Origin of the sequence: Paraburkholderia flagellata (assembly GCF_021390645.1) — a bacterium.
In the GTDB taxonomy this organism is placed as follows: Bacteria; Pseudomonadota; Gammaproteobacteria; order Burkholderiales; family Burkholderiaceae; genus Paraburkholderia; species Paraburkholderia flagellata.
Map to the genome: position 1 here is coordinate 1,609,513 of NZ_JAJEJT010000002.1, position 18,165 is coordinate 1,627,677.

The following is an 18,165-nucleotide window of genomic DNA, read 5'->3' on the forward strand; positions in this document are numbered from 1 at the left end:
CGCCCACGAGCGCCCGCCCGCCTGGCGGGCGCTCATGCGGGCCGCCTAGAACAGGTGCCGTATGCCCGCCGTCACGCCAAGTTGTGTGCTGCCAAAAGCTGAGCTCACTGCGTTGATGCCCTGGAACTGCGCGCCGATCATGCCGCCCCGGTACAGCGAGTAATCCACTTCGACGTAAGTGTCCGTGCGCTTGGACAGGTTATAGTCCGCGAGCAACTGGAATTGCGTCGCGTTGCCGTCACCAGACTGGGCCTTCCCGGTCTGGATCGTGCGCCACACGTTCGCGGAAAGATGCGTGGCGACGCCGATTTGCTGCGTCACGCCGCCAAAGAACATTTCTCGTGCGCTGAACGTATTGAATTTCAGCGCGGTCAATGCGGGCTCTGAGAACGGGCCATTAGGGAAATTGCCGACGAAGCCGGAGTCCTGCCGGTTGACGACCCAGCCTGCATTCACGGTAGTCGAGTCGTACGTGTACGAGCCGCCCACCGTCCATGACTTGAGGTGCTGGGAGCCATTCACGGCGTCGCGCGAGTCGAGATAGGCGGCGGAAAAGGTCAGCGGCGCGGCCGGCAGATACAGAATGGACGCGCCAATCTGGCTACCCGCGCCGAAATGGCCCGCCTGGCCGCCAAACGCGTACGAGACCTCGGCGGTCAGGTACTGATATCGCACCGCGTATTTGACCATGTTGCTCGTCCATACGCCCTGCGCCATCATGACTTCCGGGCGGAACTGATAGAACGACGGCAGCCAGCGGTTCGAAATGAAGGAGCCCAGCACGGCGTCGGCGAACGGATTGATCTGGCGACCCATCGTCAGCTTGCCGAACGTGCTCGATTGCAGGCCGACAAACGCCGTATTGAAGAACGGATAGGCCGGGTCCATCTGCCCGTTGTTCGGAAAGAAGCGATTCTCCAGCGTGAAGATGACTTTCGTCCCACCGCCAATGTCTTCTGCGCCCTTGATGCCGAAATGGCTCTCGCTCGCGCCGCTCAACATCTGAAACTGTGAATCGCCTGCCGGGTTCGCGTGCGTCGTATAGCGGAGGCCGGCATCGACCAGACCGTAGAGGGTCACCGACGACTGTGCGGACGCGGGCGCCGAATGCAAGGTCGCCACGGAAATGGCGCCGACCAGCACGCCCGCCGTTCGGCCTCGCGCTCTCCCTCCAACCCGGTTGCTGGCTACCGAAGCGGCATTACCGGGCAATCTCCTTACCTTCCTCATTCCATGACTCCAATCTTATGTTTATGTTGTACTACGAATTAAATTGATCAGATCGGCGCGATTTTTTCGCGACGATATGGGTGGTCTCCCCTGCTCAAATTCTGTTGTGTCGTGGGGCGTTATCAATCGCCTCGGTCAGGCAACGTGCCCACAACCATAAGTTGCCCGAGAAGGCATCGCTAAACCGTCAGAAACTTTACATTTCCGGGCGAGCATCAATTGCAAGAAATCTTGCAGTTGAATCACGTCGATTCTGGTAGGCCTTTGCGCCGGTTTTCCGCTTCCTGCAACACACGCCACTGGACCTTGCCGCTCGCCGTGCGCGGCAAGCTATCGGCAAACGCAATCACGCGCGGAACCTTGTAGGCCGCCATGTGTTCGCGCGCCCACGCGACGATGTCCTCTTGCGTAGTACATGCGCCGCTGCGCAGGACGATGACGGCCTTGACGGATTCGCCCCGGCGCGCATCGTGAGTCGCGATCACGCAGGCCTCCTGCACGGCAGGATGTTCGAACAGCATGGCCTCGACTTCGGCGGGCCACACCTTGTAGCCAGATGCGTTGATCATGCGCTTGAGACGGTCAACGACGAAAAAGTAGCCCTCGTGGTCGAAATAGCCGAGATCACCCGTGCGCAGATAGCGCCGCCCATCGATCGAAGCGAACGCGTCACGCGACGCCTGTGGCGCGTTCCAGTAGCCGTCGAAGACCTGCGGCCCGCTCACGAGGATCTCGCCCGTCTCGCCTTCCCCGAGTCTCTCCAGCGAATCGGGATCGACTACGAGCGCATAGGTGTTGAAAACGGGCACACCCATGCATTGCGGCTTGCTCCGCGTACGCGGGTTGATGTGCGTTGCCGCCATCGTTTCGGTGAGCCCGTAGCCTTCCACATAGGCAATGCCCCAGCGCTTCTCGATCTCCTGCGCAACGGCCTGTGGCATGGCGGCCCCGCCACCGCTCAGGTACGTGATCGAGCCGAGGTCGAAGCGCTCGATGTCCGCGAGATTCAGCAGGTCGATTACCATCGTCGGCACCGTGACCCACGCAGATACGCTGTGACGTTCGATCAGGTGTGCCGCGCATCTTGCATCCCAGCGGGTCATGATCACCATCGTCGCGCCGATGAAGACCGGCATGTTCATGCAGTTCTGCATGCCCGTCACGTGGAAAAGCGGCACGGAACACAGCATCACGCTCTCGCCGGGGAGATCGGGCCATGCGCCGCAAGCGGCGGTCGAATGCATCACGCTTCGGTGCGTATGGATGCATCCCTTCGGGTGCCCCGTCGTGCCGGACGTATACGGAATCACCGCGAGGTCTTCGGGTCCCGCTTCGTGGGGGCGCGCAACGTACGCATGGAGTAGCGCGTCGTACCAGCGGGTGACGCTGGCATCGGCTTCCGGCGACTGCGCATCGTACTGTCGCCGGGAAGCAGCCAGGATATCGGGCAGCGGCAGATCCGTCTGCATATCTAAATAATCGGCATAGCGCGCCGTGACGACGCGGTCCACCTGACGCGCCATGAGCGGCCGCACATGCTCCATGAGTTCTTCGCCGACAAACGCCACGCGCGCGCCACTGTCTTCGAAGATATGTTGCAGCTCGGCGGTCCGGTTCATCGGATTGACGGGCACGACGACCGCATCCGCGCGCAGCACCGCGTAGAACGCAATGACGAATTGCGGACTGTTTTGCATATAAAGCACAACGCGCTCGCCGCGACGGACTCCGCAGTGCCGTTGCAGGAAGCCGGCCATCGCCTCCACTTCATCGCGCAAGTGCCCGTAGCTCAGGGAACTGCCGTAATAGAGAATGGCGTCCTTCTCGGGGTGACGATTCGCGCAGACTTCGAGATTCGCGTATAGCGAGGTCTTCGGTGCAGCGAGCTGACGCAATGATGTTGCCGTCATGGGAACTCCAGACATGAAACGCAACGCTCAGGCTTGAAGCGTTGCGCCTTGAAACAGGATGCCTTCGCGCCTGGCGCATCGCCCGGCGCGAAGGTTTTTCTTTACCGCGGCAGCAGCTTGCGGCTCCATTGACCGATCGCCTCGAGCGTTTCGGCTGTCTCGGGCAGGAACGGAAACAGCGTGAAGACGTGAACGGAGTCGTCCACCATCTTCAGCGTCACGTTCGCGCCTGCGGCTTTCGCGCGCTGCGCAAAGCGCGTCGTGTCGCTCTCCAGCACTTCGCCATGCACGGCCGCGAGATAGACCGGCGGAAGATCCGTGAGATCGGCGAATAGCGGCGACACCATCGGGTCGGTCGGCTCGTGGCCCTGGAAGTAGCCCGCGACGAGATTGGTCAGCGTCTCGCGATTCGCGGCCGGGTCGTCGCCCGAATTCGCTTTCACGGAGGGGCCGCTGAGCGTGAGATCCGTCATCGGGCAGATGGCGATCACACCGGCCGGCAACGGCAGCCCCGCGCGGCGCAGCGCGGCCGCCAGCGCCAGCGCGAGGCCGCCACCGGACGACTCGCCGCTCACGAAGAGCGTTGCGGGATCGACGTCCGCGGCGAGCAGGCCGCGATACGCGCTGAATGCATCGTCGATGGCCGCCGGATACGGATGCTCGGGCGCGAGGCGATAGTCGACCGTGTAACACGGGCCGTTCAGCGCGTGCGACAGGCGGCTTGCGTATTCAACGGAACTGTTAGCAGAACCAAGCACATAGCCGCCGCCATGAAAATGCAGCACCGTGGCCTGTTGCCCTGCGCCTCCGGCAGCCACTCGCAGCGAGCGCACGCCGTCGAGATCGACTTCCTTCACCTCGGTGCTCGCCGGTGCGGGAAATTGCTCCAGCAGGAAGCGCTCGTACGCGGCGTGCTGGCCGCGGTCGCCGCGCGCCACATCGTCGGGTGTGAAGACGCCCTTCCAGAGATCGAACGCACGCTGGCTCTCAGCGCGCTCCATGCGCTTGCCTTCACGCGCCGCACTCAGGCCCACGACCTCGCCCGGCGGCATTTTGGCCGCCGCGATGATGTCGTGTCCCCATGCGAACGACCACGAAATCTCGCCCAGCGGATCGATGCGCGAAAGCCCCTTGAGCCGCCCGTTGCGCTGACGCACGCGCGCCGCGTCGGGCTCGTGCGCCCAGTCGACTACGTAGCGCGCCCCCGCCTGGATGCGCTTCGTGCGCGGCTGGCGACGGCGCTCGTATTCGAGCAGCGCGTCCTGCACGCCCGCGCTGCCGTGGCGCTTGAGGCAAGTGGCGAGCACCCAGGCATCCTCGATCGACTGGCAGGCGCCTTGTGCGAGATACGGCACCATCGCGTGCGCAGCGTCGCCGAGCAGCGCGATGCGGCCCGTGGTCCAGCTTTCGATCGGATCGCGGTGGTACATGCCGGTGATGAACGTGCTATCCACCTGCGCGAGCATCTTCTGCACTATCGGCTCGCAGCCCTCGAACGAGCGCCGCAGTTGCTCGACATCGCCCGACTGCGTCCACGACTCGCGGCTCACCTCGGTTGCCGGCACGGACGCGAGAATGCTGTACAGGTCCTTGCGAACCCAATACGACACGATATTGCGGCCAATGCCGAACCAGTTGTTGCCCGCCACCGGCAGATTCAGCCCTTCGAGCCGGTCAGCCGGGATCAGCGAACGCCACATCAGGATATTGGCGAACTGCTTCTCCTCCGGCCCGCGCAGCGCCGTGCGAACGGCCGAATGAATGCCGTCCGCGCCGATCACCACGTCGCCGCGGATCACCTCGCCGTTCTTCAATGTGACCCAGGCGCTCTCCTCGTCCTGCGAGACCGACTCGCACTCCGCCCCAAGGCGCACCACGCCCGGCGGCAACGCCTTCGCGAGCAGGTCGATCAAGTCGGCGCGGTGAATGTTGTAGAGCAACGCGCCGTAGCGCGTCTCGGCCTCCTTGCCGAGCGGCGCGTAGTAGAGCCGCCGCCCCGTCGACAGCTCGAGATAATCGAAGCCCGCCGGCACCGTCGCGACGCTCGCTACGGCCGGTTCGAGCCCCAGTTCGCGCAGCACGATCGTGCCGTTGGCGGCGATCTGCACGCCCGCCCCGACCTCGGTCAACTGCGGAGCACGCTCCAGTACAATCGGCTCGATCCCGTGATGCAACAAGGCCAGTGCCGTGGTGAGGCCGCCGATGCCGCCTCCTGCAATTACGACTTTCATGCTAAGTTTCTCCTACCGGGTTAGTTAGCCCAGTGTAGTTAGTTATTTCGATACGGTAAAGTAATGACGACACCAGGAAAACCCCTTAGATCGGACGGTGCCGAGACGCGGACGCGCCTGAAAGAGGAGGCGCAGCGGCTGTTTGCGCTACGCGGGCTGGAGGGGGTGTCCGTGCAGGACATCATTTCGGCGGCGGGTCAGCGCAACAGCGCCTCGCTGCGCTACTACTTCGGGAACAAACTCGAACTGGCGCGCGAACTGGTCGTGGACGGCGCGCGCCTCATCGACGAAGACCGTCAGGCGCGGGTAGACAGGCTGGAAGCGGAAGGCGCGCTGAGCGTGCGCGCGGTATTGGGGGCGTTGCTCTTTCCGATGCTCGAACTGGCCGATCGAACGGGCCAGCCGACCTACATCCGCATGATCGCCAACTTCCAGTTGAACGATCGCGCGTTCCTGCGCGAGGCGCTGGAAAACAAGTGGAATGCGGGCTATCAGCGCTGCAATGCGCTGCTGCGGGACCTGTTGCCCGACATCGATCCGGCGATCGTCGATCACCGGCTTTCGCTCGTCGGCATCTATGGCAATGCCGCGCTGGCCGCGTGGGAGGCAGCCCGGGACAGCGGCGAGCCGGGGCGGCTCTGGGCCCCCGGCTATGCCGTGTCGAACTTGATGGATACCTTCGAAGGCATGCTCGCCGCACCGCCTTCGGAAGAAACGCGATCGCTGCTGGGCGAGTCCAAAAGCAATCGCGAGACGGCCCGTTAGCGCGTCAGATAGGGACTCTCATGGCCCGGCTCATAGGGCCGCGCCTTGATCTCCATGCGCGCAATGCTCTGGAGATGCACCTCATCCGGGCCATCGGCGAACTTCAATGCACGCCCCCACGTCCAGCTGTCCGCCAGCGGCGTGTCGGGGCTCAGGCCCATCGCACCGAAGGTCTGGATCGCCCGCTCGCATACGGCGGTGTGCACGCTCGGCACGAGCGCCTTGATCATCGAGATTTCCTTGCGCGCTTCCTTCGCGCCCACGTTGTCGATCATCCACGCGGCCTTCAGCACGAAGAGCCTCGCCTGATCGATTTCGATACGCGACTTCGCGATCCACTCCCCAACCGAGCCTTGCTGATAGAGCTTCTTGCCGAACGCCGTGCGCGCCTGCGCGCGTTCGATCATCAGTTCGAGCGCCAGTTCGGCGGCGCCGATCGAACGCATGCAGTGGTGAATGCGCCCCGGCCCGAGGCGCGCCTGGGCGAGCGCAAAACCGCTGCCTTCTTCGCCGAGCAGATTCGAGCGCGGCACGCGCACGCCCTTGAATTCGATCTCGCAGTGGCCCTCCGGCGCCGTGTGATTGACCACCGTGATATTGCGGATCATCTTCACGCCCGGCGTGTCGCGCGGCACGAGAACCATGCTCTGCTGACGGTGCGCCGGCGCGTCCGGGTCCGTCTTGCCCATGACGATGTATATCTGGCAATTCGGGTGCGCGGCGTTCGTGATGAACCACTTGCGGCCATCGATCACATAGTCGTCGCCGTCAAGGCGAATGGACGTGGTGATGTTGGTTGCGTCCGAAGAAGCGACCGCGGGTTCCGTCATTGCAAACGCCGAGCGGATCTTGCCGTCGAGCAGCGGCTCGAGCCACTTCTTGCGTTGCGCCGGTGTGGCGAACATGTGGAGCAGTTCCATGTTGCCCGTGTCCGGCGCATTGCAGTTGAATACTTCGGAAGCCCATGCAACACGCCCCATGATCTCCGCAAGCGGAGCGTACTCGAGATTGGTCAGCCGCGTACCCGGCTCGTCATCGCGCAGATGAGGCAGGAACAGGTTCCAGAGACCCTCCGCGCGCGCCTTCTCCTTCAGTTCCTCCATGAAGGAAACGGGATACTGTCCGGCGTTCACTTCTTCGTGCCATTGATGAATGCGCGGCACGATATGCGTGTCCATGAACGCGCGCAACTGCGTGCGCAGCGCTTCGACTTTCGGGCTATATGCAAAGTCCATTTTGCTCTTCCTTGAATTCGGGTGAATGTTGTGCGGCGCGTGCGCCTATGACGCGCGCCGCTTCCATGTTCAGATCGTGAGGCCGCCGTCAACGACGATGCACTCGCCGTTGGTGTAGCTCGACGCATCGGAGACGAGATACAGCACGGTGCCGGCCATCTCGCGAGGCTCCGCATGGCGGCGCAGCGGAATCTTCATCATCCAGCTTTCGTAGATGGCCTGGTCTTCGAACAGCGCGCCGGCGAATTTCGTTTTGGTGAGTCCCGGCAGCAAGGCGTTCACGCGAATGCCGAGCGGGCCGCACTCCTTGGCGAACGCGCGCGTCATGTTGACCACGGCCGCCTTCGTGATCGAATAGATGCCTTGCTTGTCGCCGGGTTGCAGCGCATTGACGGATGCCGTGTTGACGATCGCGCCGCCGCCGTGCTCGCGCATCAGCTTGCCCGCTTCGACCGACATGAAGAAGTAGCCGCGCAAGTTGACCTCCACCGTCTTTTCGAAGGACGAAAGATCGGTGTCGAGAATGTGGCCGAAATACGGATTTGCCGCCGCGTTGTTCACGAGTATGTCCAGCCGCCCGTGTTGCTTGCGGATGTGCTGGAACACGCCTTGAATGTCGTCGAGACGCCCCACGTGGCACGGATACGCCTCGGCGCTGCCGCCCGCCTCCCTGATCCCGCGCGCCACGCTCTCGCAGTCGTCTTGCTTGCGGCTCGACACGATCACATGGGCGCCCTGTTCTGCGAGCAGCTTCGCGATTTCCTCGCCAATGCCACGGCTCGCGCCCGTGACCAGCGCAATCTTGCCGTTCAGATCGAACAAATTAGTAGTCACAACTGTCTCCTCAATGTATCTGCGCGTACGCGTCAAACGCCAGCCGTCAGATGACGTCGACGCCCATCCTCGCCAGTGCACCGGCCATTTCGCCGACCTGGCGCGCCTTCTCATTCGATGCATTGCCGCCCAGCGCACGCTTTTTCACGCCCTGCGCGATGGCGGCGAGCCGGAAGAAGCTGAACGCAAGGTAAAAATTCCAGTTCTCGATCGACGCAATGCCCCGCAAGCTGCAATACCGCTCGACGATCGCGGCCTCGTGCGGCACGCCGAGCGCAGCCCGGTCCAGACCCGCGAGACCGCCAATATGCCCTTTGGGCGGAAGCCGCAAGCACATGCAGAAGTACGCGAGGTCGGCGAGCGGATTGCCGAGCGTGGAGAGTTCCCAGTCGAGCACGGCGCGAACCTTCGGCGTGCCGCGATGGAAGATCAGGTTGTCGATGCGAAAGTCGCCGTGCACGAGAGAAGGCTTGCCCGCTTCGGCCGGACAGTGCGCCGGCAGCCAGTCGATCAGCGCTTCCATGGCGTCGAGATCATCGGTCTGCGCCGCACGATATTGTTTCGTCCATACGTCGATCTGGCGCGAGAAGTAGTTGCCCGCGCGGCCGTAGTCGGCCAGGCCCACAGCCTCGACATCCACATCGTGCAGGGCCGCCATCGTGCCGATCAGCGCGTCGTAGACGGCGCCGCGTTCGCCAGCGGGCAATGCGGGCAAGGACGGGTCCCAGTAGATTTCGCCGTCTTCGAAACTCATCACATAGAACAGGCTGCCGATCACCTCGCGGTCCTCGCACAGGTGCAAGGCCCGCGCAACGGGAACCGGCGTGTCGCCAAGCGCGCTCAGCACGCGGAATTCGCGATCCACGGCATGCGCGGACTTGAGCAACTCGCCCGGCGGCTGACGCCGCAGCACATAGCGACCGCTTTGCGCTTCGAGAAGAAACGTGGGGTTCGACTGACCGCCCGCGAACTTCTCGACGGACATGGGCCCCTTCAAGCCGGGCACATGCGCGGCCAGATAGCGCGTGAGCGCATCGACATCGAACTGAAGACTTGCATTCATCATGGAGCGGGAATCCGTATTCGAATCAGCCATAGGTGACGAGTTCGCGCCGCTCGGCCTGCTCGAGGTGCGGCAACGTGTTGAAGGTGACCAGGGAGATGACGCTGTCGTTGAAGACGTACTGGCTCACGCTGCTGTTGCGGATCTGCATGTTCAGCGCAATGGCGGCCGCCGCGGGTGCCTGTAGAACCTGCTGGGTGAACACGGCAATCGGGCCGCCCGAACTCACCACCAGAACGCGCTTGCCACCCGAGCGTTGAATAGCGAGGCGCGCGCGCTCGACCCGCGCCTGGAACTGCCCCCAGGTCTCGGGAACGCGCCCGGGCAGCTTATCCTCCGACCAAAGCTGCAAGACCTGCTTGAGCCCCTTGTAGAAGTGCTTCATCGAGCCTTCAGCGAGGAGGCCGGGCGCCAGACCACTTTCGCCGAGCGCGGAAAAGAGGGCGCGAAAATCGTACTCGTTCAGATCCGCGTCCTGCACGACCTCTACGCTCGCGCCGCCCATCGCGGTGAGCAACGCGTCGGCAGTTTGCGCGTGCCGCCGCATCGTGCCGGTCACGACGCAATCGAACGTCAAGCCCGATTGCGCGTAGTATTCGCCCAGCCAGCGCGACTGCGTGGCGCCTGAAGATGAAAGCTCGTCATAGTTTTCAGCGCCAAAAGACGCCTGCCCGTGCCGTACCAGATAGAGTTCTGCCATGCCAACCTCGTCTGAACATGACTGACACAATACCGGGGCGCGGAGTATTCAGGAAATTTATTATTGTGATACTGCGCCATAACGATTCGTGACACCCCTACTGCCGCTGCTTGCGCATGAGACGCCCGATCTGCTCGCGCAGCCAGCGATGCGCGGGGTCCGCCGTCACGCTGCGGTGCCAGTAGCCATGCGACTCGAGATCGGGAAGATCGAACGGCAGCGACAGGATGCGCGCGTCATAGCGCTTGAGCAACATAAGCGGCGCGGTCAGGACGAGATCGGTGCGCATCGCGATCAAGGGCGCGACGAGGTAGTGCTGCACGCGGGTCTGGATGGTGCGCCTCACACCCAGCTTGTTGAGTTCCGTATCGACGAGACCGGGCCCCTGCCGGCGGCTCGACACATGAATATGGCCGAAGCGCAGGTAGTCGTCGATCGTGAGCTTCTTCTTCGCGAATGGATGCTCGTTGCGCACCATGCACGCGTAACGGTCGCGGCCCAATGGCTCCTGCTCGAGGTACGGGTCGTCGATGAGGGGCGCGTCGATCGCAAGATGTACCGCGCCGCTCGCGAGCGCTTCGGGAACGTCGCGGCGGGTCGTGAAGTAGCTTTCGATGCGGATGCCGGGCGCAAGGCGCTGCAGCACCTCTTCCAGCGCGGGCAGCAGCAATGCCTCGGTCAGATCGTTCATGCTGAGCCGGAAGGTCCGCTGCGACGACGCGGGATCGAAGCGTTCGCCGGCATGGGTGCTCGAATCGAGCAGTTGAAGCGCTTCACGCACGCGGCCGATGATGTTCTCGGAAACCGGCGTGGGCATCATGCCGGCCGGCGTGCTGACGAACAACGGATCGTCGAATGCCTTGCGCATGCGCGCGAGCGCGTTGCTCACGGCGGGCTGCGTGATGAAAAGCAGTTCCGCCGCGCGCGTGAGGTTGCGCGTTCGATAGACGGCTTCGAAAACGACGAAGAGATTTAAATCGACTTTGGATGGGCGCATGGCCCGAGCCTAACCGCCCAGTCGCAATGGCGTCAATCGAGCGCGTGATCGGGAACCCCGCATCGCATGGCGTCGCGGCCGTGCGTGGCGAGCACCTCGCGACTCACCGTGGCGATATCGGTGCAACCGCACAGGGCCATGGTCGTATCGAGTTCGGCAGCGATGATGTCGAGGCTTTTGCGCACACCCGCCTCGCCCCCGGCCGCCAGACCATAGAGAAAAGCGCGGCCTATCAGCGTGCCGCGCGCGCCTAGTGCTACGGCCTTGAGCACGTCATGCCCGGTCCGCACGCCGCTATCGAGCCACACTTCGATCCGGTCGCCCACGGCATCCACGACGGCGGGCAGCGCCTCTATCGTCGAAACCGCGCCATCGAGCTGACGACCGCCATGATTGGAAACGATCACCACGTCCGCGCCGGCCTCGACCGCGCGTCGGGCGTCGTGCGCATCGAGAATGCCCTTGAGGACGAGCTTCCCCTTCCAAAGCTTGCGTATCCACGCGATATCCGCCCAGGTCATAGTCGGATCGAACTGGTCCCGCACCCACGAGGACAGCGAGGACATGTCGTCGACGCCCTTCACGTGGCCGACGATATTGCCGAAATGGCGCCGCTTCGCCCGCGCGATGCCCCACGACCAGGCGGGCTTGCTCGCCATGTTCAGGACGTTGGCGAGCGTCATGCGCGGCGGCGTGGAAAGGCCGTTTCGCACGTCCTTATGACGCTGGCCGCCGACCGGGAGATCCATCGTCACGACGAGCGCCGTGCAGCCGGCGCTTGCAGCGCGCTCGATGAGCCGCTCGATGAACGCGCGGTCACGCATCACATAAAGCTGAAACCAGAACGGCGTGGAAACGCTTTGTGCGACATCTTCGATCGAACAGATGCTCATGGTCGAGAGCGTGAACGGCACGCCAAAGCGCTGAGCCGCGCGCGCCGCGAGGATTTCACCGTCGCCGCGCATCATGCCCGCGAGACCCGTGGGCGCGAGCGCGACCGGCATGGCGACCTGACGGCCCGCCATCACGGTCCTGAGACTACGCGCGCCGATATCGACGCCCACGCGTTGGCGCAACCTGATCTTGCCGAGTTCGGTTTCATTCGCGCGATAAGTCGATTCCGTGTAGGAGCCCGAATCGACGTAGTCATAGAACATGCGCGGTATGCGCCGCTGCGCGGCGACGCGTAGATCTTCGATGCATGCGATGGGGTTGGCCATTGTCTCGCTCCAGTTGTATCGAAGCGATACTAATTGGCCGCCCTGCTTCAACGCGCGACATTTGTTCCGCTCAAGCGCGAAAGATATTCCGCTGCCTCCTGGCTTGCGCGCGCGCAGACGCCGACCAACCAGTCGGCAAATTCGCCCGCCGGGCCTTGCGACGTGTGAGGCATCAGATAGTACGGCGGCACTGGGCACGTGATCCCGGGGAACAGCGCAACGAGTGCGCCTGTCGCGAGCCAAGGGTACGCAAGCGTCGGTCTGCCGAGCGCGATACCCTGGCCGCTTACCGCCGCCTCCAGCAGCAAGCCGAGGTCCATCAGCTTCGGGCCCTCCTGCGGCTCAGGCCGGTCGAGGCCCGCTGCGTGCAGCCACGGCGTCCACGGCTCCAGCGACGTTCTCAAGAGGGGCGCGCGCGCCAGATCCGTGGGTTGGGTCAGCGGTCCAACGGAGCGCAATAGCGAAGGCGCAATCAACGGCGTTGCGCAATCGCGCATCAAGATCGTGCAGCCCGGCTCGACGGGCTCGCCGCCGCGTATCCACAAGTCGATATCGCCAGGCGCACTGTCCGGATACGGCGTGGTCAGTACAAGCTCGAGTTCGACCGAGGCATAGCGGTCCGTAAATTCGTGGAGCTTCGAGGCCATGATCTGGCGCGCAAAGGTCGGCGGCGCGCACACGCGCAGGCGCTGTTTGCGAGTGTCGTCGAGTTGATGCAAGGGCACGGCTGCGAGCATGCGAAGCGGACCCGACACCTGCTGCAGATACTCCCTTCCCACTTCGGTCAGCACCAGCGTCTTTGCGCTTCTATCCAGCAGTTGAACGCCGAGAAGCTGCTCGACCGCAGCCACGCGCTTGGCGACTGCACTGCCGGTCACGCAAAGCGCCTCTGCCGCGCGCTCGAACGTGCCATGCCGCGCAGCGGCCTCGAATGCCAGAAGCCCGTCGAGCGAGGGAATGCGAAGGCGTGGGATGTTCATGTTCAAAAGGTGCGAAGGTTCGAGGCGCGCAATCGAAAGTACGAATATACGCTGCGCGCGACGCTTTCCGGCTTCCAGGGGAAATCGCCGAATTGTTCGATTTCTTGCAGTCCTCCAGCCGACGCCACGGTAAGTTCGTCGCTTCAAGCAAAGGTCACACGCAGGCTCGACATGAAAAAGCTGTTCTCCGCAGGCCCTACCAGGATTGGCCGCCCCGACGGTCCGGCCGCTGCCGACGCGATCCCCGAGGCTCTGCACGACGAATCGTTCCTGTTTAGTCTGGAAGCCAACACACGAAACCCCGGCGTATGATTGCCCCCAATGATGCTTGAGGGCCATTCGTCATGAGCACGGGATATCAACACTCCGGCCGCCTGCTCGACCTCGACGCCGTGCAGGCCTTCGTGCTGGTTGCCGACCTCAGCAGCTTCACGCGCGCGGCCGAAGTCCAGGACACCACGCAGTCGGCCATCAGCCTGAAGATCAAGCGGCTCGAGGAACGGCTCGGCAAGCGCCTGCTGGAACGAACGCCCAGGCACATTCAACTGCTGCCCGAAGGCGTGGCGTTTCTCGGCGCGGCGCGCGAGTTGCTGAGCGCACATGACCGCGCCGTAGCCATCGACGTTCGCGAGCAGCGCAGCCTGCGCCTTGGCATCATCGATCACACCGCTGCGGAAGAGCTGATTCCCTTGCTCGCGCGTGTAGCGAGCCACGACCCGACTTTGCGCGTCGAAGTGCGGATCGGCGCTTCGAGCGAGATGCTCGACGCGTACGATGCCGGCGAACTCGACGCGGCTTTCGCGCGGCGCGACCCGGCGCGGCGCGACGCGGAGCGCCTCTTCGTCGAGCACTGCGGATGGTTCGCGGCGCCTCAGTGGTCGCCCAACCCGGACGAACCGCTGCGCGTGGCTTCGCTGTCCGCGCCTTGTGGGGTGCGCGCCAACGCGCTCAAGGCGCTGGACGAAGCGGGCATCCAATGGACAGAGGTTTTCGTCGGCGGCGGCATCGGCACGGTCGGCGCGGCCGTCATGGCAGGCCTCGCCGTGGCGCCGTTGACGAGACGAGGATGCCCGCCGCGCGCAGTGGACGTGGGAAGCCGTTTCGGATTGCCGCCGCTCGCGCCAATCGAAATCGCGGTATATACGCGAGTGCGCGACGCGTCTTTGAAAGAAGCCATTCGCATTTTCGGCGCCGCACTGCGCAATGCGAATACGCGGTTCTGAGGGAATGGGTCAGAATTTTTGCTGCAGTCCGACCATCGCGCCGAGCTGATTCATGCCGGTCGCGACCGTGCCGCCAGCCGCGACCGCGTTCGCGGCCTGTGCGCTGTTGAACATGTACCCTACCGACGTGTACACCATCGTGCGCTTCGAGAACAGGTAATTCGCGCGGCCGATGAGTAGCGTCGAGTTGGCGTCCTTCGTGCCTCCGGAGCCGCGCTGAAGATAGCGCACACCCTGTGTGTCGATGAAAAACGCCGGCGTGACATAGTATGTGGCCCCTGCAAAGAAAATATCCGTCTGCAAATGGGTGGCCGCCGCGAGGTTGTTTCTGATCCACCCGAAACCGATCTTCGCTGAGCCCAACGTCACGTAACCGTCGACAATGTTGTGCGTATCCGTGTAGCGACTGTTGTTCAGTGGCGCGGTGGCGCCCGCGCCGCCGCGCAACACGTCGTACGATGCTGCCACGCCAAAGCTCGCCGAATCGTAAGCGAGGAGCGCCGTATATTGACGGCACGCCAGCATATTGCCGGGGACCTGCCCCGGACAGTTGGTTGCCCCGGGGCCAGCCGGGCCCGCGGCGTCACGGCCGAAGCTGTATGTGCCGCCAATCGTGACGCCGTGGAATTTGCCCATATAGCCAATCGCGTTGTCGCTGCGGGCGTTCGGTAGATAGGAGTCGAATACGCTCAGCGAATGGATCGACGGGCCGATCACGTCCGCGTTGAACAGCGCGTACATCGTCATGCCCATCTGCCTGCCGAGCGTGATCGAGCCGTAGTCGCTGCTGATACCCACGTTCGACTGAATGCCGAAGATCCGGCCGCCGTAGTTCAACGTACCGTTGGTGGGCTGAAATCCGTTCTCCAGCACGAAGAATGTCTTGAATCCACCGCCCAGGTCCTCAGTCCCCCTCAGGCCCCAGCGCGAAGGCAGCCTGCCGGTCAGTGAAGCCATGCCGATGAATGTCCCGCCACTAGCGCTCGCATGGTTATAGTACGAGAGGCCGGTATCGATAATTCCATAAAGTGTGACGCTGCTTTGGGCGTGCGCAAGTCCCGTCGCCGCCACTAGTAACGCGGCACTCCACTTCATTCTCATGACGTTCTTGTCTCCTGTATGGCGAGGCAGCGGGGAAATATTTACCCATTTCACCATTTAATATGGATTACTTAGTAATTATTGGAATGTCTTTTCGATGAACTGCGACTCAAAATGATTGCGAGACGAATTCCCTGGTTTCGACTCGCAATCGGCACCAATACGTCAGTCGAAATACATCAAGTCCCCGTCATCGCCGTTGAACGCCTTCCACGGAGGCAAGCCCGCGCCATTCGGATTGCCGGATTCCACGAAATTCAGAAAGTAGGTCTGAATTCGCGCCGACAACGCGCGGCTTCGCGGCTCGTCGATGCCTTTGAGCATGGGTGCCTCAATCCAGTTTTCGAAGTTGCCAAAGAAGAACGGCAATTCGAAGCAATGGCAAGCTCCCACATTCGGCTGTGGGGATGGGAAATCGAACCGATAGGCAAATACGCCGCTTGCCGCTTCGGCCATCCGCATCGCGAAGCGCCGGGTTGGATCCACTATCAGCTTTTCCGAGCTCAACCCGACCAACGCGGCATAGGGCTTCCGGTCGAATCGGCCTTCGGCGGCGCTTTCGTATCGCGCTAGCGCGTCGTCGCCGAATTCGTCCTTGAACTTCTGCAGGGCCAGTTCCTTGGTCGCGCCAAGGAGGGCCGGGCTGCTCGCAAAGAAGCTGCCGGACTCATCGCGTGTCCAGCCGATGAAGACCGGCTTACCTCCAAAGCACTCCTGAGCGTGCGCTCCGGGGTTCGCTGGCACGCTACCGCTGGCGACCGGCATAAAAGCGATCGGGACCTCGGCAAACTTCGCCACGGCTCCAGTGAGTCGGGTTTGCGCCTGCAGGATGCGCTCGACAGGCAGCATGAGCAGTTCCTTGCCGGTAGCGGCGATGCCAGCGGTTTCGCACAACTGCACCGCAATCGCCTGCGCTTTCGACGGCGCCATTGGCTGAAGGCCCGGATAGCTGAGCATGGCAATCGCCTTCACCAGCCGATGGGTCGACGGCATCGAGGCCAGAAGCTGGGCGAACCAGGCTCCCGCCGACTGCCCTGCTACGATGACCGAATCCGGATCGCCGCCGAAATGGGCGATGTTCTTCCTGACCCACTGAAGCGCCCGCTCGAGATCCGAGACGGCGAGATTGCCCGGCGATATGCCTTCCATATAGAGGTTGCCCAGGACGCCGAGCCGATAGTTCATCGTCACAACCACCGTGCGATCGAGTCTGGCGATCGCTTCGCCCGCGTAGCATGGCAGCGCCCCGCCGGTCATGAACCCGCCTCCGTGGATCCAGAACACAACCGGCAATTTGCCGGTGAGATCGGGCGTGAAAACGTTCAGCCTGAAAGCATCTTCGGACTGCTCAACGCCTCGGGCAGTCGGTCCCATGACGAAATCCAGCCGGCTTGGCAATTGAGGAAAAACGGGACCGGGTCGGGTAGAATTTCGCTGACCGTTCCAGCGCGCCGGCTCTCCGGCGGCCTGAAAACGCCCGCAATTCGCCGCGTAGGGAACGTCGAAGAACGTGTGAACACCGTCGTTGGTCACGCCTTCGAGTACGCCCTGCTCGCATTGGGCAAGTACGGTGCCATTCATGTAGCCTCCTTTGTCTTGTGCACTCGCGCACACGGGTTTATCGCATCCGACAACCACGAGCTTACGGATCAGCAGCGGAAAGAAAATGGAATTCTTCGCCGCCCCCCTATGACAAAAGTTCAACCCGGCCTGGATCATGAACGCATTGCAACAACGCCTGAAACTCCGTCACATCACCATCGTGGTGGACATTGCGCGGCTAGGCAGCCTGCAAAAAGCGGCTGAATCGCAGAACGTCAGTCAGTCGGCGCTTTCCAAGGCATTAGCCGAGATCGAGGCGATCGTCGGTGCGCAGCTTTTCGAACGCACGCCGAGCGGAATGCGCCCGACCATTTACGGCGAAACCCTCGTACGTCACGGCCATCTGATCGCCAGCGATGTTCAGCGTGCGGAGGCCGAACTCGAGGCGTTGCTGAATGGGGATATTGGCAACCTGTCGATAGGCATTTTCTCGCCGCTCACCTGGTGGGGTGCGCTTTCGGATTGCGTGAGCGACTTTCGGATCAAGTGGCCACGCGTGCGACTTGCGCTACGCGAAGGTCCGATGGAAATGTTGCTGGAGTGTCTCGACCAGGATCTCGTGGATATCGTGATCGGCCGGATGGCCAGTGGATTCGGCAGCGAGCTCTATAAACTCGAGATGTTGAAGCATGACATGCCCGTCTTTCTCGCCCAGCAAGGACATGCTTCGACTTTGAAGCCAGTGACGCTCCCGGAACTTCTGGACTATCCATGGATACTCCCGCCTCAGCCGAATATCATCAGGCAACAACTCGAGTTCGCGATTCGAGACATCGGACTGGCCATGCCATCGAATGTGTTGTCGTCGCAGGTTTCACCGCTCGCCTTTCGTCTGGCTAGCCAGAGCGATGCCCTCGTCCTGTCATCGGAATGCATCGCCGATGAGCTTTGCGCTCAATATCGCCTGCGACTCGTGCAGTGTGATTTGCCGCTGCATATCGGCCCCCTCGTCGCCATCACGCGTAGCGATAAACCGCTCACGCACGCATCGGCAACTTTTCTACAGGAGCTTAAAGGGCTGTTGGGCCACGCCCAAATGAAGGCGTGAGTTTGACTGCGCGCGAATGAATGCCG

The 18,165-nt window shown here is 62.7% G+C and carries 16 protein-coding genes; 4 read left to right on the plus strand and 12 right to left on the minus strand.

Annotated features, from left to right (window positions below; all coding sequences use genetic code 11):
* Positions 1-45: 45 nt before the first annotated feature.
* The 3 genes from L0U83_RS21515 to L0U83_RS21525 all read right to left on the minus strand — a co-directional run bounded on the left by L0U83_RS21515 (position 46) and on the right by L0U83_RS21525 (position 5,371).
* Positions 46-1,122: a porin gene (locus L0U83_RS21515; RefSeq protein WP_233886095.1), complete on the minus strand. Its 1,077-nt coding sequence runs from the start codon at positions 1,120-1,122 to the stop codon at positions 46-48.
* Positions 1,123-1,472: 350 nt separating this feature from the next.
* Entirely contained in the window at positions 1,473-3,140 is a 1,668-nt protein-coding gene (locus tag L0U83_RS21520; RefSeq protein ID WP_233886096.1) for a long-chain-fatty-acid--CoA ligase, read from the minus strand.
* Positions 3,141-3,241: 101 nt separating this feature from the next.
* The gene (locus tag L0U83_RS21525) at positions 3,242-5,371 is read right to left on the minus strand and encodes an alpha/beta hydrolase fold domain-containing protein (protein WP_233886097.1); all 2,130 of its coding nucleotides are present in this window, start codon (positions 5,369-5,371) and stop codon (positions 3,242-3,244) included.
* A 63-nt stretch (positions 5,372-5,434) separates the two neighbouring features.
* Between L0U83_RS21525 and L0U83_RS21530 the strand changes: the two genes are divergently transcribed.
* Positions 5,435-6,136 (plus strand): TetR/AcrR family transcriptional regulator, encoded by a 702-nt coding sequence (locus L0U83_RS21530; RefSeq protein ID WP_267939393.1) that lies wholly within the window; start codon positions 5,435-5,437, stop codon positions 6,134-6,136.
* Here L0U83_RS21530 and L0U83_RS21535 read toward each other — a convergent pair.
* The 7 genes from L0U83_RS21535 to L0U83_RS21565 all read right to left on the minus strand — a co-directional run bounded on the left by L0U83_RS21535 (position 6,133) and on the right by L0U83_RS21565 (position 13,165).
* Positions 6,133-7,371 (minus strand): acyl-CoA dehydrogenase family protein, encoded by a 1,239-nt coding sequence (locus tag L0U83_RS21535; RefSeq protein ID WP_233886100.1) that lies wholly within the window; start codon positions 7,369-7,371, stop codon positions 6,133-6,135. The two genes, L0U83_RS21530 and L0U83_RS21535, sit on opposite strands and share 4 nt — an antisense overlap.
* A gap of 69 nt (positions 7,372-7,440) precedes the next feature.
* Positions 7,441-8,205, minus strand: coding sequence for an SDR family oxidoreductase (locus L0U83_RS21540; protein WP_233886102.1), 765 nt, complete (start codon positions 8,203-8,205; stop codon positions 7,441-7,443).
* 46 nt (positions 8,206-8,251) lie between these two features.
* Positions 8,252-9,271, minus strand: a complete 1,020-nt coding sequence (locus L0U83_RS21545) for a phosphotransferase (protein WP_233886103.1) — start codon at positions 9,269-9,271, stop codon at positions 8,252-8,254.
* Between the two features lie 22 nt (positions 9,272-9,293).
* Positions 9,294-9,968, minus strand: coding sequence for a histidine phosphatase family protein (locus L0U83_RS21550; RefSeq protein ID WP_233886104.1), 675 nt, complete (start codon positions 9,966-9,968; stop codon positions 9,294-9,296).
* A 97-nt stretch (positions 9,969-10,065) separates the two neighbouring features.
* Positions 10,066-10,965, minus strand: coding sequence for a LysR family transcriptional regulator (locus tag L0U83_RS21555; protein ID WP_233886105.1), 900 nt, complete (start codon positions 10,963-10,965; stop codon positions 10,066-10,068).
* Positions 10,966-10,997: 32 nt separating this feature from the next.
* The gene (locus tag L0U83_RS21560) at positions 10,998-12,185 is read right to left on the minus strand and encodes an alpha-hydroxy acid oxidase (RefSeq protein WP_233886106.1); all 1,188 of its coding nucleotides are present in this window, start codon (positions 12,183-12,185) and stop codon (positions 10,998-11,000) included.
* 47 nt (positions 12,186-12,232) lie between these two features.
* A complete protein-coding gene (locus L0U83_RS21565; protein WP_233886107.1) occupies positions 12,233-13,165 on the minus strand; it encodes a LysR substrate-binding domain-containing protein in 933 nt (310 codons plus the stop codon).
* Between the two features lie 171 nt (positions 13,166-13,336).
* Between L0U83_RS21565 and L0U83_RS21570 the strand changes: the two genes are divergently transcribed.
* Positions 13,337-13,477 carry a hypothetical protein gene (locus L0U83_RS21570; RefSeq protein ID WP_233886108.1) on the plus strand — a complete coding sequence of 47 codons (141 nt, stop codon included), beginning with the start codon at positions 13,337-13,339 and terminating at the stop codon, positions 13,475-13,477.
* Between the two features lie 32 nt (positions 13,478-13,509).
* Positions 13,510-14,388, plus strand: coding sequence for a LysR substrate-binding domain-containing protein (locus L0U83_RS21575; protein WP_233886110.1), 879 nt, complete (start codon positions 13,510-13,512; stop codon positions 14,386-14,388).
* Positions 14,389-14,397: 9 nt separating this feature from the next.
* Here L0U83_RS21575 and L0U83_RS21580 read toward each other — a convergent pair whose 3' ends face one another.
* Together L0U83_RS21580 and L0U83_RS21585 are read right to left on the minus strand one after the other, a co-directional pair.
* Positions 14,398-15,489: a porin gene (locus L0U83_RS21580; RefSeq protein WP_233886111.1), complete on the minus strand. Its 1,092-nt coding sequence runs from the start codon at positions 15,487-15,489 to the stop codon at positions 14,398-14,400.
* A gap of 165 nt (positions 15,490-15,654) precedes the next feature.
* The gene (locus tag L0U83_RS21585) at positions 15,655-17,070 is read right to left on the minus strand and encodes a carboxylesterase/lipase family protein (protein WP_233886112.1); all 1,416 of its coding nucleotides are present in this window, start codon (positions 17,068-17,070) and stop codon (positions 15,655-15,657) included.
* A 136-nt stretch (positions 17,071-17,206) separates the two neighbouring features.
* On the opposite strand from L0U83_RS21585, the gene L0U83_RS21590 reads away from it, so the two are divergent.
* Positions 17,207-18,139 (plus strand): LysR family transcriptional regulator, encoded by a 933-nt coding sequence (locus tag L0U83_RS21590; protein ID WP_233886113.1) that lies wholly within the window; start codon positions 17,207-17,209, stop codon positions 18,137-18,139.
* The last annotated feature ends 26 nt before the right edge of the window (positions 18,140-18,165 follow it).

Excerpts from the sequence above, each read along its gene's own strand:
- L0U83_RS21550 (WP_233886104.1), bottom strand. The coding sequence starts at position 9,968 with ATGGCAGAACTCTATCTGGTACGGCACGGGCAGGCGTCTTTTGGCGCT.
- L0U83_RS21570 (WP_233886108.1), top strand. The coding sequence starts at position 13,337 with ATGAAAAAGCTGTTCTCCGCAGGCCCTACCAGGATTGGCCGCCCCGAC.
- L0U83_RS21530 (WP_267939393.1), top strand. The coding sequence starts at position 5,435 with ATGACGACACCAGGAAAACCCCTTAGATCGGACGGTGCCGAGACGCGG.
- L0U83_RS21590 (WP_233886113.1), top strand. The coding sequence starts at position 17,207 with ATGAACGCATTGCAACAACGCCTGAAACTCCGTCACATCACCATCGTG.
- L0U83_RS21575 (WP_233886110.1), top strand. The coding sequence starts at position 13,510 with ATGAGCACGGGATATCAACACTCCGGCCGCCTGCTCGACCTCGACGCC.
- L0U83_RS21560 (WP_233886106.1), bottom strand. The coding sequence starts at position 12,185 with ATGGCCAACCCCATCGCATGCATCGAAGATCTACGCGTCGCCGCGCAG.
- L0U83_RS21535 (WP_233886100.1), bottom strand. The coding sequence starts at position 7,371 with ATGGACTTTGCATATAGCCCGAAAGTCGAAGCGCTGCGCACGCAGTTG.
- L0U83_RS21555 (WP_233886105.1), bottom strand. The coding sequence starts at position 10,965 with ATGCGCCCATCCAAAGTCGATTTAAATCTCTTCGTCGTTTTCGAAGCC.
- L0U83_RS21525 (WP_233886097.1), bottom strand. The coding sequence starts at position 5,371 with ATGAAAGTCGTAATTGCAGGAGGCGGCATCGGCGGCCTCACCACGGCA.
- L0U83_RS21580 (WP_233886111.1), bottom strand. The coding sequence starts at position 15,489 with ATGAGAATGAAGTGGAGTGCCGCGTTACTAGTGGCGGCGACGGGACTT.
- L0U83_RS21565 (WP_233886107.1), bottom strand. The coding sequence starts at position 13,165 with ATGAACATCCCACGCCTTCGCATTCCCTCGCTCGACGGGCTTCTGGCA.
- L0U83_RS21520 (WP_233886096.1), bottom strand. The coding sequence starts at position 3,140 with ATGACGGCAACATCATTGCGTCAGCTCGCTGCACCGAAGACCTCGCTA.
- L0U83_RS21545 (WP_233886103.1), bottom strand. The coding sequence starts at position 9,271 with ATGATGAATGCAAGTCTTCAGTTCGATGTCGATGCGCTCACGCGCTAT.
- L0U83_RS21585 (WP_233886112.1), bottom strand. The coding sequence starts at position 17,070 with ATGAATGGCACCGTACTTGCCCAATGCGAGCAGGGCGTACTCGAAGGC.